This is a genomic window from Paraburkholderia sp. J11-2 (genome assembly GCF_905220185.1).
GTDB lineage: Bacteria > Pseudomonadota > Gammaproteobacteria > Burkholderiales > Burkholderiaceae > Paraburkholderia.
Genome location: NZ_CAJMYY010000011.1, coordinates 176,770 through 190,311, shown reverse-complemented (window position 1 = coordinate 190,311; position 13,542 = coordinate 176,770). Strand labels below are relative to the sequence as shown.

9 protein-coding genes are annotated in these 13,542 nt (G+C 56.3%); all 9 read left to right on the top strand.

Going from position 1 to position 13,542, the window contains the following annotated elements; translation table 11 throughout:
* Positions 1–8: 8 nt before the first annotated feature.
* The 9 genes from U5A57_RS17650 (at position 9) to U5A57_RS17610 (ending at position 13,478) form a co-directional block, all read left to right on the top strand.
* The gene (locus U5A57_RS17650; RefSeq protein ID WP_321912905.1) at positions 9–1,187 is read left to right on the top strand and encodes a polysaccharide biosynthesis/export family protein; all 1,179 of its coding nucleotides are present in this window, start codon (positions 9–11) and stop codon (positions 1,185–1,187) included.
* A gap of 6 nt (positions 1,188–1,193) precedes the next feature.
* A complete protein-coding gene (locus tag U5A57_RS17645; RefSeq protein ID WP_321912904.1) occupies positions 1,194–2,009 on the top strand; it encodes an ABC transporter permease in 816 nt (271 codons plus the stop codon).
* Complete coding sequence (locus tag U5A57_RS17640) at positions 2,006–2,668, top strand: ABC transporter ATP-binding protein (protein WP_321912902.1); 663 nt, start codon at positions 2,006–2,008, stop codon at positions 2,666–2,668. Before U5A57_RS17645 ends, U5A57_RS17640 begins: the two co-directional genes overlap by 4 nt.
* Positions 2,665–3,840: a chain-length determining protein gene (locus U5A57_RS17635; protein WP_321912900.1), complete on the top strand. Its 1,176-nt coding sequence runs from the start codon at positions 2,665–2,667 to the stop codon at positions 3,838–3,840. The genes U5A57_RS17640 and U5A57_RS17635 overlap by 4 nt, the downstream gene beginning before the upstream one ends.
* A 58-nt stretch (positions 3,841–3,898) precedes the next feature.
* A complete protein-coding gene (gene wecB / locus U5A57_RS17630; RefSeq protein ID WP_415774639.1) occupies positions 3,899–4,972 on the top strand; it encodes a non-hydrolyzing UDP-N-acetylglucosamine 2-epimerase in 1,074 nt (357 codons plus the stop codon).
* Positions 4,966–6,234: a UDP-N-acetyl-D-mannosamine dehydrogenase gene (gene wecC, locus U5A57_RS17625; RefSeq protein ID WP_321912897.1), complete on the top strand. Its 1,269-nt coding sequence runs from the start codon at positions 4,966–4,968 to the stop codon at positions 6,232–6,234. Before wecB ends, wecC begins: the two co-directional genes overlap by 7 nt.
* Positions 6,231–8,339, top strand: coding sequence for a hypothetical protein (locus tag U5A57_RS17620; RefSeq protein ID WP_321912895.1), 2,109 nt, complete (start codon positions 6,231–6,233; stop codon positions 8,337–8,339). The genes wecC and U5A57_RS17620 overlap by 4 nt, the downstream gene beginning before the upstream one ends.
* The gene (locus tag U5A57_RS17615) at positions 8,320–10,173 is read left to right on the top strand and encodes a BNR repeat-containing protein (protein WP_321912894.1); all 1,854 of its coding nucleotides are present in this window, start codon (positions 8,320–8,322) and stop codon (positions 10,171–10,173) included. The genes U5A57_RS17620 and U5A57_RS17615 overlap by 20 nt, the downstream gene beginning before the upstream one ends.
* Positions 10,174–10,259: 86 nt before the next feature.
* Positions 10,260–13,478 carry a glycosyltransferase gene (locus U5A57_RS17610; RefSeq protein WP_321912893.1) on the top strand — a complete coding sequence of 1,073 codons (3,219 nt, stop codon included), beginning with the start codon at positions 10,260–10,262 and terminating at the stop codon, positions 13,476–13,478.
* Positions 13,479–13,542: the final 64 nt, after the last annotated feature.

Genomic DNA, 13,542 nt, shown 5'->3' with positions numbered 1-13,542 from the left:
GAGTATTCATGAAGAAGAATTTTTTGGCAGTGTGCGTTCCTGCAGTTTTGATGCTTTCGGCATGTGGGACGGTCCCGGACTGGATTCCGACATCCGGCGCAAGCCGTCAGCAGATTCTGGAGCAGCACGATTCGGGGCGCGTTGAGGGCATCCAGGTGGTGGATGTCAACGATGCCTTGGCACGCAAACTCGCGGACGCCAAGCAGTTGGGGCAGTTCTCGACCAAGTTCGCGAGCACGACGGGAAACAACTACGAGATCGGTCCGGGTGACGTGATCGAGGTGACGATCTGGGAAACGCCGCCCGCGATGCTGTTTGGGTCCGCGTCGCCGGTTTCACTGCCGTCGCTCGGGTCGGGCGCGTCGAACACGTCGAGCAGTGTGACGCTGCCCGCACAAATGGTGGACGCAGACGGCACCATCTCCATTCCCTTCGCGGGCCGTATCGCGGTGGCGGGTCGCACCACCGAGCAGATCGAGGCCAGCATCGTCAGCCATCTCAAGGGCAAGGCGAACCAGCCGCAGGTGCTCGTTAGCGTGAAGAACAACAACGCTTCGAATGTCACGGTCGTCGGTGAAGTCAATACGAGCAAGATGATGCCGCTCACGCCGAAGGGCGAGCGCTTGCTGGATGCGCTCGCATTCGCGGGCGGGTTGAAACAGCAGGTTGGCCATATTGCGATCCAACTGTCGCGCGGTGATACCACGGCGATCATGCCGCTCAATGCAGTGATTCGCGATCCCAAGCAGAACGTCGTGCTCAAGCCAGGCGACGTGGTGACGGCGCTGTATCAGCCGGAGACGTTTTCGGTGCTGGGCGCAACGGGCAAGAACGACGAGATTCCGTTTGAAGCGCAGGGTATTTCGCTGGCTCAGGCGCTCGCCCGCTCGGGTGGTTTGAACGACAACCGTGCGGATGCGCGCGGGGTGTTCGTGTTCCGTTTCGAGGACGCGAAGCTGGTCGACAACATGGATCCGTCGATCAAGGCTAGTAGCGGCATGGTGCCGGTAGTGTACGAGATCAATTTGCGGGATCCAGCAGCGTTCTTCGTTACACAGAATTTCCCGATTCAAAATCACGACGTGATTTATGTAACGAACTCGCCTGGAGCGGAATTCAGAAAATTCCTCACGTATGTCGTCATGATTGCGGATCCGACGGTAACCTTTACGCGCGACTTTCAGTAACGGGATATGACGGAAAAAATTCGTACGCCCTTAGAGGTTACGTTAGCCGTTTGGCGCGCGATGTTTCTGCGTGAGGCATTGGATCGCCTGTTCGAGGCACGGGCGGCATGGCTTTGGCTGCTGGTTGAGCCGGTGGTCTATATCGCGATTCACACGTTCGGATATCAAACGCTCCACATACACGAAGTAGGTGGAATGGAAATCAATATGTGGATTCTTGGAGGATTCGTTGGATTTCTCCTTTGGAGGCGCACATGGCTTCAAACGTTGCACGCGATTGATACAAACAAGGCTTTCTTTGTCTATCGACAGGTAAAGCCATTTGATGCTGCGTTCATAAGAGGGGCTTTGGAATTCTTTTTGATGATTCCAATCGCCACTATCATCATTCTGTTCACGGTTGCCATGGGCAAGACAATAACGCCAGATACGCTGAATCCGGTGTTATTTCCTGCGGACCCGTTGCTGGTCGTTGCTGCGCTTCTGGGGCTCTGGCTGTTCGGGTTCGGTCTCGGCCTGATTACCTCGGTGGGAATGAAATTTGTCCCGGAACTGGACCACATTTACAAGATGCTATATGTGCCCCTTTACTACATTTCCGGCACATTGCTCCCTATCGCGGTTGTTCCTGAGCCTTATCGTGACATTCTCCTGATTAATCCTGTCGTGCACGGAATCGAACTGGTGCGGCTCGGATTTTTGCCAACCTATCACACCGACCCGGGAGTCAACCTAGCGTATCTCTTTGGCTGGGGCTTGGGTTTCGTACTGATTGGTTTGGCACTCTACAGACGTTTCGCAAAGAAGCTGGTGATGAAATGATCGTTGTAGAGAATGTCCACAAGCGATATATATCCGAGCACGGCGCCGGTAAATGGATATTGCGAGGCGTCAACATGACGATTCCCTCGAACAAGAGCGTCGCGTTGATCGGCGTGAACGGTGCGGGGAAATCGACACTGCTCCGCATTATCGGCGGCGTCGACTTTCCGACCAAAGGCCGGGTTGAGCGTCGATGCCGCGTATCCTGGCCAATGGGAGGCGGAGGGCTGGAAGGCACACTAACCGGGCGACAGAATGCGAAGTTCGTTTGCCGAATCCACGGACACCAGAATGAACTCAAGGATCGTCTCGCGTTCATCCAGGACTTTGCCGAATTGGGCGACGCCTTTGACAAGCCGGTGCAGACATATTCATCAGGAATGAGGTCGCGGTTGCAGTTCGCGCTATCGCTGGCCTTTGACTTTGACGTTTACATCTCAGATGAGGTGACGGCGGCTGGCGATGCGAAATTCAGAAAGAAGGCAGCTGACGCGTTCAAGGACAAGACGGGTCAAAAAAGCGTGATCATGGTGTCCCATGACGAAGGCACGCTCAGGCAGTTTTGCCAATCGGCTATCTGGATTAACGAGGGAATGGCTCACTGGTTCGATGATCTCGGTGATGCGCTTAAGGAATACAAGGGAAAAATAGCCTCATGAACGACTCGTCATCGGTAATCATCCAGGATGGCATACTCAGAAAGATGGCTAATGGCTATCGTGAGAAGTTGCACAACCTGTCGACCGTAAGTGTATTCAAGTTAATCATTAGGTTGATTTTTATCGTCGCGATCCTTTCCGCGGTGTATTGGGTATTCGTAGCCTCTGACCGTTACGTTTCCGACGCGAGTGTGATCATCCAGAAGACAGACGAGATCAGCAATCCGAACGTCGATATTTCAACCATTGTGCCGGGGGCCGCGGGTCCTAGCCGTAGCGATCAACTCTTGCTGCGCGAGTATCTTCTGTCCGCGGACATGCTGAAGAAGCTCGATGCCGCTCTCGATCTGCGCGCTCATTACAGCGACCGACGCTGGGATCCTGTTTCGCGGATGTGGTTCAAGAACGCTCCGCCGGAGTGGTTCTATCGCTATTGGCTGTCGCGCATCGATGTGGAGTACGACGACTATAGCGGAGTACTCCGAATTAGTGCGCAGGCCTATGATCCGAAAACTGCACAAGCCATTGCGGCCTTCATGGTGCGGGAAGGCGAGGCCCATATGAACCAGATTGGACACGATCTGGCGCAATCGCAGGTTGACTATCTCACGAAGCAGGTAACACTTGCCCACGACCGCGTTATCGCGACTAGCAACGATCTGATCGATTTTCAGAATCGTAAAGGGTTGATGGCCCCGCAGGCAACCGCCGAAAGTCTCAATGCGCTCATTGACAAGCTTGAGGCGCAAAGGACCGAAGTTCAGGCCCAGTTGGACTCGTTGCCGCCCACGTTAAGCCCGAATCAGCCGACGGTTGTCATGCTTAGGAGCAGTCTCAAGGCGATTGACCAGCAGATTGCCCAGAAGCAGGCAGAACTGACGTCTCCGTCGAGGCGGACGTTGAACTATACGGTCGGTGAGTTCCAGCGACTGCAAATGCAGGCCGGGTTCGCGCAGGATTTGTACAAAACTGCGCTTGCCGCCCTCGAAAAGGGCAGGATGGATGCCGCGCGCACCCTCAAAATGGTGTCCCCGTTGCAAGCTCCGACCACGCCTAGCTATCCGATGGAGCCTCAGCGTATGTACAACACGATTCTGACTTTGTTGGCCGCGATTGCGCTGGCTGGAATCGTGAAGTTGCTGGAGGGCATCATTCTCGACCACGTTGATTGAGCGGGGGAAGACTATGAGGGTTCTGATAGTCATGGGTACGCGGCCAGAGGCGATAAAGTTGGCGCCGCTCGTCGAGGCGTTCAAGAATGAAACGACCGTCGAAACCAAAGTATGTGTGACCGCTCAGCATCGTCAGATGTTGGACTCCATGCTTGCCTTTTTTGACGTTCGTCCCGACTACGACCTCGACGTCATGGCGCCCGGGCAAACTCTGCTGGAAATGACGGGCAAAGCGCTGAGCGGACTGGATGCCGTGCTGACCGAGTCGAGGCCGGACCTGGTTCTGGTTCAAGGAGATACGTCGACGACGTTCGCAGCAGCTCTGTCGGCCCATTACAGGCAGATTGATGTGGGCCACGTCGAAGCGGGTCTTCGTACGGGAAATTTGTCTGCGCCATGGCCTGAGGAAGCCAACCGCCGCCTGACGAGCGTTTTGGCCAGGTATCACTTCGCCCCAACCCTTAATGCTCGCGAGAATCTGCGGCGGGAAGGCGTATCCGACGCCAATATCCACGTAACCGGTAATACGGTGGTTGACGCTCTGTTGAACACGGTTGCTCGCCTGCGGGAAGATGGGCAGACGCGCAACGAACTGGAAAGGCGTTTCGCGTTCCTGAACCCGTCCAAGCGCCTGATTCTTGTAACGGGGCACCGGCGCGAAAACCACGGCATGGGATTGGAATCCGTTTGCCAGGCGCTGCTGGAGATTGCGCAGCGAGGAGATGTCGAGGTTCTTTTTCCGGTCCATCTCAATCCGAAGGTCAAGCAGCCGGTCCATCGCCTCCTTGGTGGCGTTCCGGGGATCTTTCTGATTGATCCGCAGGACTATTTGCCCTTTGTCTACCTGATGAACAGGGCCACGCTGATCATTTCGGATTCGGGAGGCGTTCAAGAGGAGGCGCCAGCTCTGGGCAAGCCTGTTCTCGTGACGCGTGAGAGCACGGAGCGGCCGGAGGCGATTGAGGCCGGCACGGCCCGGATAGTCGGCACCAGCCAAAGCACAATCGTAAGAGAAGTAACCCGGCTTCTGGATGAGCCGGCGGATTATATGGTTATGTCGCGCGCCGCCAACCCCTATGGTGATGGCGACGCCTCCCGACGTATCTGCAATATAGTTGCGAGCGCATGCTAAATAGAATCTCAATAATCGGTCTTGGGTATATCGGCCTACCTACAGCTACGCTGTTCGCGTCCCGTAAGTTGCGCGTGATCGGCGTTGACGTGTCAGCAGATGTGGTTGAAACGATCAACCGGGGCGACATCCACTTCGTCGAACCGGAACTGGACATTCTGGTCCAGGCGGCAGTGGGCTCCGGCTATCTGCGAGCCACCACAACTGTCGAGCCCGCCGAGGCGTTCGTCATTGCAGTGCCGACGCCATTGACCGCGGACCACAAGCCCGACCTGAGCTACATCGAAGCCGCGGCGAGATCGATCGCTCCGGTGCTGGAAAAGGGCAACCTCGTCGTGCTTGAGTCCACGTCATCCGTCGGTAGTACAGAACTACTGGCAAGCTGGATGTCGGAAATTCGACCGGACCTCACTTTCCCACATCAAGCCGGCGAAGCGTCTGATATTCGAATTGCTCACTGCCCCGAGCGAGTGCTTCCTGGGCGCATCGTGCACGAACTGGTTGCCAATGACCGTGTCATCGGCGGCATGACGGCGACGTGCTCCGAAGCCGCAATTGCGCTTTATGGCTTGGTGGTCCAGGGACGCTGCATCGTCACTGACGTACGCACCGCTGAAATGTGCAAGTTGGCAGAAAACAGTTTTCGGGATGTCAACGTTGCGTTCGCTAACGAGCTTTCGATGATATGCGACAAGCTGGGCATCGACGTTTGGGAGCTGATCGCGCTTGCCAACCGGCATCCGCGCGTCAATATTCTGCAACCGGGTTGCGGGGTGGGCGGGCACTGTATAGCGGTCGATCCGTGGTTCATTGTCGAAAGCGCACCCGACGAGGCGCGGCTGATTCGGTCCGCGCGCAACGTGAACGATGCGAAACCCGACTGGGTGATCGCGAAGATCGACGAAGCTGTGACGCAGCTGGTGAATTCGGGGACGGCTGCCGAAGATCTCTGTATTGCCTGCCTGGGAATTTCGTACAAACCGGATATCGACGATCTCAGAGAGAGTCCGGCACTCGATATCGCCAGGACGTTGGCGAAACGCGGTGACAAAATGGTAGCGATCGTCGAGCCAAATCTCAAAGAACTTCCGGAAGACTTAAGGCTGGAGAAGGTCGGCCTCATGCGGCTTGAAAAGGCCATCGTTGAAGCGAACATCATTGTTCTCCTCGTTGATCACGCCGACTTCCGGAACATGAAACCCAAGCTCAAAAGCGGTCAGGTGCTTATCGACACGCGCGGCATTTGGAAAGATGCGAAATGATGATGGATAAGAATATTCAGGCAGATCTTGAAGCACGCTTGGGTGAAGTGGAAGAGGAGAACGAACAGTTGCTTCTTCAGCTCCATCACGTTCAGGAGGAGCTGGGAAACTACTATCTGCGGAACAAGGTTCTTGAAAAGAACGTGTCCGGACGTGCGCCGGGCAACGACCTGGTGGCTAAGGACTGGGTAGACGAAGAACTGCCGGATGCGCTTGCTGAGAACCGGCGCCTTCACGCCCTGGTTGAGGTTCAGAAGAAAGTCCACGGCCTCGAAACGCAAAATGCACTGAGCTCGCAACTGGGCAGCCTTTTGATTCAATGCGTCGATTCTCCGAAGGCCATGTTGGCGTTGCCTGGACGACTCTGTGCGATCTGGAGATTGCACAGCCGCCGCACGCCCCCGCAATCGGTGGGCGGCAAAGACTTTAGTGCTCTGCTCGCGGCGTACCGTGAGGGTGGTCTTGGTGCGGTAGAGAAGTTGATGACCGATGTGCGGATTTCGTCAGTGATGCAAGCCAACGGCTATACAGCGGTCGCGAGGCATTTGATGCCTGGCAATCGCCTTGGTGCCGCGGAGGCTGCACAGCGCGCGTATGCGTTGGACCCGAAGCCATATCGGTTGAAATGGCTTGCCTTTCGACTTCATGAGGCTGGTCAGGTCATCGAGGCGGCGGCCATGCTGGATATCCTGCCGGCAGATATGCAATTCAGCGAGTCCGAGGATCGACAGGCCAGCCAGCTCCGGTATGAAGCGCATCGCGCGCTTCAGCGCGAAGCTAAGCAGCGCACAAAATTTGACGAGCGCCGCGCGGATATCGAGAAGCAGCTGAATCGCCTGGCCGGTGAGCGAGACGATCAGGCGCGGCAATTGGGCGAGCGTTGCAGGGAGGTAGAACGTCTCAAGGAGTCCAACGCTAGGTTGGAGGAGGCGCAACGCAAGGTCACGGGTCAATACGACAAGGCCATGGGTCTGGTGGCCGAGCATGCGCGGGAACTCGAAGTACAAAAGCGGAACACGGCCCAACTTGAGCAAGAAGTGTTGCTCTTCGCGGGCCGCGAAGAGGTCGCGCTCAGGCTAGTGGGTGAAAGTGCCGGTGAAGTTGAACGCCTGAAGCAAGTCATTGCGCAGAAAGAACAGGAAAATCTGGCGCTTGCCGTGCAGTGCGAAGAGGTCACTCGAGAGTTGGTTCAACGCGCGGGAGACGTTGAGACTTGGCAAGAGACGGTCACGCGTCTGGAAAACGACAAGTTGAGCCTCGTGGCCCGCAATGAGGAAGATGCGCGAATGCTCGCCGAGAGCGTTCGGGCAATCGAGGCGTTGAGCCGATCCAAAGTCCAGCTGGAACAGGAGCGTTCCCTGTTGGCCAGTCAGCGTGACGAAGCCAGCAGCCTTGGGGAGGAGCGCAGTCAGGAAATCGAACACCTGCAGCAGGCGCGGCTGGATCTGTTGCAGGAAAAGGCAACGCTAGCTGGACGCTACGAAGAGCTCGTCAACGTTTTGGCAGAGCGCACTCGTGAAGTGGATGCGCTGAAGGGGGCCACGAGCCAGCTTGAACAGGACAGGTCGGTATTGGCGAATCGTTACGAAGAAGTCCTCAGGAAGAGCGGTGACGACGCTCGCCAACTCGAGGCCCTGCGTGACGCTAAGGCACGCCTGGAGCAGGAAAATCTGAAGTTGGCCAATCTGCACGAGGGCGCGTGCCTGCAGTTGACGCAGCGCACGCGAGAAGTCGAGCAACTGCAGCAGGCCAACTCGCATCTCGAAAGCGCGAAGTCTGAGCTGTCGGGGCTATACGATTCCGCTGCGAAGCTGGCCGACGAGCGTAAGCGGGAAAACGAGATTCTGGAGCAGGCTAGGAAAGGATTCGAGCACGAGAAGCTGGAGCTATCGGCGCATCGTGTTGAATCTACCCAGCGAGCCGCGGAATACCTTGCGGAAATCAAGGCGTTGCAGCAGCAGCTTCAGGATCGTCAGACGAATGACGAAATTTTGACCACGCGTCAGAGGCTCATGCAGGAAGAAATCGTTCGGGCCGAAGCCCAGCTTGACTTGATCAAGGATGTGTTGCTTCGAGAGCGAATCGATGAGCAAGCCGCTAACTAATCTCCATAGCAAAGTGTCGAGTAAAGAGCCCGTTCAATCCGTCGCCGCGTGTGAAGTTCCATCGGAGCACGCTCCTGTTGTCGCGTACGACGATAGCTTGCTGGAGCGCGCGCGTATCCAATGGCAATTCGGTGACTGGCCGAAGCTCGCCAGGCTCAACCGCAGTGTGCTGCAAGGTCATCCGCAGCGCGCGAAGCTCGCACTGTTCGCTGCGGCCGGCCGCCTGCAAACCGGTCAGATTGCTGAGGCTCAAGAGTTCATCGGGCTAGCGGAAGGATGGGGCGCTGGCAAGGCGCTGGTGTGCCAGATACTGGCTGCTGGGATCCACAACAGTTTGGGGCGAGCCGCTGCGCTCGCTGGGAATTTCTCGAAGGCATTCAAACACTTCGAGTCGTCGATTGCTAACGGTATGCCCGGGACTGACAAAGCGTTGGTCACCGGGGCGCGCATCGATCAGCAATACAGCCAACTCGGAATCTCGTCGGGTCGCTTGGGCGATGAACCGCACGTGGTGCGTTCAGGGCAGGGTGGTCCCCGCGCGAATCATGGATTTACGGTCAGGCAATTAACAGAAATAGACTTTGGTGACGCGTGGGCAGGAAATTCCATTAACACGGTCATTTTCCGCCATCACGGCATTCTCAGCTGCGAAGGAAAGCAATTTACTGCGTTCTACGTCGACGAACATACACTGCGTCTCGTTCAGCGGGATCTGAAAACGAATCATATTCGAACGCATGATCTGGGTGGTGAGTACAACCTGCTCGATGCGCATAACAGCATTAGCATGGGTGTCGATCGGGCGAACCATATCCACATATGTTACGACCACCACGCGACGCAGCTTCGCTATCGTCGCAGTGTTCGACCAGGCGATATTACCGAATGGTCGGAGGAGTTGCCGATGACCGGCAACGCCGAGACCAAGGTCACTTACCCCACGTTCCTCCACCCGCGTAATGGCTTTCCACTTGCACTGCTGTATCGCGACGGCATACACAACAAGGGCACCGCGCGCCTGAAGTCCTACGATGAGGCATCTGGCAGCTGGGCCGATAGTCCGGTACCTGTTCTGAGCGGCAGCGATTCGAAGCCGTGGACGAGTAACGCGTACTGGAATCACCCAGCTATTGACCATGACGGTAATCTGCACATTAGTTTTGTGTGGCGTACGCACATGCTCGGGGAGGAAAAACGCGTCAATAACATCAATATTGGCTACGCCTCGTCTACGGATAACGGGGTTACCTGGGTGACGTCGAAAGGGCGCGGATACCAGCTTCCGATTACGCAAACAAACGCGGAAACGGTTCACCCGGTCTCGCCCGGCAGCAACCTGATGAACCAATGCAGCATGGCGGTCGACAGTTTTAATCGACCGCATATCGTTTATTATGCTGATGATTCGAATGGTATTCCCCAGTATCAGTATTTGCGTTATGACGGCAACCTGTGGCATCACCAAATCATTTCGAAACGGGCGCGGCCTTTTGCGTTGACCGGTAGCGGGACGTTGCAGATCCCGATTAGTCGTCCGGAGATCGTTCTCGACCGAAACGACAACGCGTACATCATCACCAGAGGGGATCACAGCCGGGGGCGAATGGTCGCAACCCTGTTGAGATCCCCAGCCTATGTTTGGGCTCCCGACGACGTGCAGACGGTCTGGGACGAGGACTTGGGTTTTTCGGAACCCATTGTCGATAGGGTCCGTTGGGCACAGGAAAACGTGCTCAGTTTGCTCGTTCAATATAACGAGCAGCCCAATCACGATCTGGGACATAGGTCGCTATTTCGGCCGATCAAATTGATTGACATCCGCTTCACTGCGTAGAACGGACGCTTTATTCGATTGAAAGTGTTGATCGTCAACTTATTCCCCGTGACGGTTAGTCGATCACAAGACGTTGCAAAAAAGATATGCAAGATAATTCACAAATTTCATATTGGGCGTCGGGAAACGAAGCTCTGCGTAACCGGAAATATGAGAATGCGATTCAGCTCTATCAAAAGGCGAAAGCAACTACGCCAGAGTTGTCTCATCTGATCGAGGAAAGCATTCAGTTGGCGAAGCGTCGCATTCGCGACAAGCGGCGCTTTGCGCAGAATGATGCGGCTGAAAGCGTCGATATCGTCGTCCCCGTGTTCAACGCGCTCGACGACGTCAAGTTATGCCTGCAAGCTTTGGAACTCCATACAGACGAGTTCAATGTGCGTGTCATCGTCGTGAATGACGGATCGCAACCGGACACGACTGAATGGCTGCGCAGCTATTGTTCCGGAAATGCACTTTTCACGCTCATCGAGCACGCCACGAACCAGGGCTACACCAGGACGGTCAATACCGGGTTGAAGGCATCACGTGCGCCATACGTCATTACGCAGAACAGTGACACGATTGTCTCTTCCGGATGGTTGAGGGGCTTGGTGCGCTGCATGGAGTCAGATGCGAAGCTCGGGATTGTTGGCCCGCTTTCCAATGCAGCGAGCTGGCAAAACGTCCCCGCTTTGAGAGATGAAACGGGGTCGTTTGCTGTTAACCAGCTACCCCAGGGGCTAACGGTCGATGACATGGCCGCCCTAGTGGCGGACACGTCAGAACCGTCTTATCCGCGTTTGCCCTTCGTAAACGGCTTCTGTTTCATGATTCGACGCGCAGTGATTGATGCCATCGGATACATGGATGAGGTGAATTTTCCGGTTGGTTACGGCGAGGAGAATGACTTCTGCATTCGCGCGATCGATGCAGGATTCGAGCTTGCCGTCGCTGACGACGTCTACGTTTTCCATGCCAAGTCCAAGAGCTTCGGCCATTCTCGACGCAAGGAGCTGTCAGCTCAGGGTACGGAAAGTCTCAAGCGCAAGCATACGGCCGACAAATACTATGCACGTGTGGCCGATGTAAAGCGCACGGAGCTGCTCGATCAGGTTCGCTATCGCGTGCAGGCTGCTATCGAGGCGCGATCCACGGCGGAACGCATCGAGCTGATGTCGATGCGGATTTTATTTCTGCTACCGGTCAAGGGCGGCGGCGGCGGCTCGCACTCGGTGGTACAGGAAGTGAGCGAGATGCGCCGTATGGGCATCCAGGCGAACGTGGCCGTGAAGTACGAGCACGTGACGGCCTTTCGAGAGATGTATTCCGACGTTCCCGGTATTGAGGACGTGTTTGTCGGTTTCGACGAATGCACGATACTGCAAATTGCCGATGACTATGACGTTGTCGTCGGCACGATCTTCACCTCGATGAAGCTCGTCAAGCGAATCGTAAGCGTCTACCCGTACATATTGCCCGCTTACTACGTTCAGGATTATGAGCCTTACTTCTTCGAAGAGGACTCAGCAAAGTGGCACGAGGCGCGGGACTCGTACACGTTGGTGCCTGGTGCGCTGCTGTTTGCCAAGACACAATGGATTGCCGATGTGGTCAAGCTGCACCACGGCGTAACGGTGCACAGGGTACGGCCTAGTATCGACCATGAGGTATATAAGCCGGTTCGCCGAAGCAACGATGAGCGTATGCACGTCACGGCGATGATTCGTCCGCAGACTCCCTACCGTGGAGCAGAGCGTACGATGCGGTTGCTGCGTCGGCTCCATCAGACGCTCGGCGATCAACTCGTCGTCAATATCTTCGGTTGCGACGGGGGGAATGCGGAGTTCCTCGCACTGGAGCGGGATTATCCGTTTCAGAATCATGGACTGTTGAAGCGACCTCAAGTTGCGGCGCTCCTGGCTAACAGCGATCTCTTTATCGATCTCTCGGACTACCAGGCATTTGGGCGCACGTCACTGGAAGCGATGGCATGCGGTTGTGCCGTTGCTGTGCCCGCGAACGGGGGAGGGAACGAGTATGCCGAGCATCGACGCAATGCCCTTGTGCTTGATACCCTTAACGAGGAAGCCTGCTTCGAGGCGGTGGCGAGCTTGCTGTCGAGCCCGCAACGATTGCAAAGCATGCGGCGCGCGGGTTTGCAGACCGCCGCAGGATACTCCGTACATTCTGCCGCGGTTAGCGAGTGCTTGCCAATCGAGAAGAGCCTGAAGGTTTGGCGGATGAAGTATCCGCGCCACGACAAGCCGCTGCTTCTCCTGATGCCGGGGATGCGTGGAGATGGCTTGCCTGCCGGGTCAGGTTATGTTCGGGTTGTCCTTCCTTACCAGTCGCCGGCCGTTTTGCGCGACTGGCAGGTAAAACAGGCGGAAGTTCTCCCGGAACCGGGAACGGCCCACGCGGTGTTGATGCAGCGAGACGCCATCGGATTCAAGCTGGCCGAACTCGAGGATTGGTTGCCGCGTTGGAAGGATGCAGGCGGACGCCTCGTCTACGAGATTGACGACGATCTGCTTGATGCGCAGGGGCTCAAAGCCCGTCACTATAAAGGTGATGCGCATGCTGTAGCCGCGAAAGTCAGATTGCTGGCTGGGGCTGCCGATCTCGTGCATGTATCGACGCCGTCGTTGGCTGAACTCATGAGGCAGATTAATTCCAACGTGGTCGTCATTCCTAACGCGTTGGATGCGGACCTGTGGCGACTCGAGGGCCCGCGTCAACACAACCAGGGATCGCACCGCAGGCTGCCAAACGGCCCAATTCGCATCGGCTATATCGGAACCCCGACCCATGACGAGGATCTGGACCTGGTGACCGAGGCCATGAAGCAAATTGAAAAGAAGTACGGGTCGCTAGTTGAGATCGAAGTTATTGGCGGATTCCAGAATCGCACTCCGACCTTCGGGAAGCGAGTGGCACTTTCGAAGAAGAATGACTACCCCAATTTTGTTCGTTGGCTGCAAGAGCGGGTGCACTGGGATATCGGGATCATCGCGCTGGCAGAGAACCAATTCAATGAGTCGAAGAGCTATTTGAAGTTCCTCGAGTACGCGGCGCTTGATGTCGCTATCGTGGTGTCCGCTGGCAGTACTTATGAGCCTGTCGCGCGACATCGCCATAACGCGCTCGTTGCGCGCTCAACGGATGAGTGGGTCGAGTGCATTAGCTCGCTTATCGAATCGCCTTCCTTGCGAGACCAACTCGCTCTTCAAGCTCGCAGCGACGTTTCCGAGGGGCATACTCTCGCGGAGGTCGGGCCGATGATTAGCGCGGCATTCGTTTCGAAGATTGGAGCGGCGCGATAGGCGCCTCCACGGGTTCGATCGGGTTCGAAGCGGGCCCGATCTTTGGCCTGTGCGCCACTTCGCG

What these genes read in the sequence shown, in the direction of transcription:
- U5A57_RS17610 (WP_321912893.1), top strand. Translation starts at nt 10,260, where the DNA reads ATGCAAGATAATTCACAAATTTCATATTGGGCGTCGGGAAACGAAGCT.
- wecC (WP_321912897.1), top strand. Translation starts at nt 4,966, where the DNA reads ATGCTAAATAGAATCTCAATAATCGGTCTTGGGTATATCGGCCTACCT.
- U5A57_RS17620 (WP_321912895.1), top strand. Translation starts at nt 6,231, where the DNA reads ATGATGATGGATAAGAATATTCAGGCAGATCTTGAAGCACGCTTGGGT.
- U5A57_RS17635 (WP_321912900.1), top strand. Translation starts at nt 2,665, where the DNA reads ATGAACGACTCGTCATCGGTAATCATCCAGGATGGCATACTCAGAAAG.
- U5A57_RS17645 (WP_321912904.1), top strand. Translation starts at nt 1,194, where the DNA reads ATGACGGAAAAAATTCGTACGCCCTTAGAGGTTACGTTAGCCGTTTGG.
- U5A57_RS17615 (WP_321912894.1), top strand. Translation starts at nt 8,320, where the DNA reads ATGAGCAAGCCGCTAACTAATCTCCATAGCAAAGTGTCGAGTAAAGAG.
- U5A57_RS17650 (WP_321912905.1), top strand. Translation starts at nt 9, where the DNA reads ATGAAGAAGAATTTTTTGGCAGTGTGCGTTCCTGCAGTTTTGATGCTT.
- U5A57_RS17640 (WP_321912902.1), top strand. Translation starts at nt 2,006, where the DNA reads ATGATCGTTGTAGAGAATGTCCACAAGCGATATATATCCGAGCACGGC.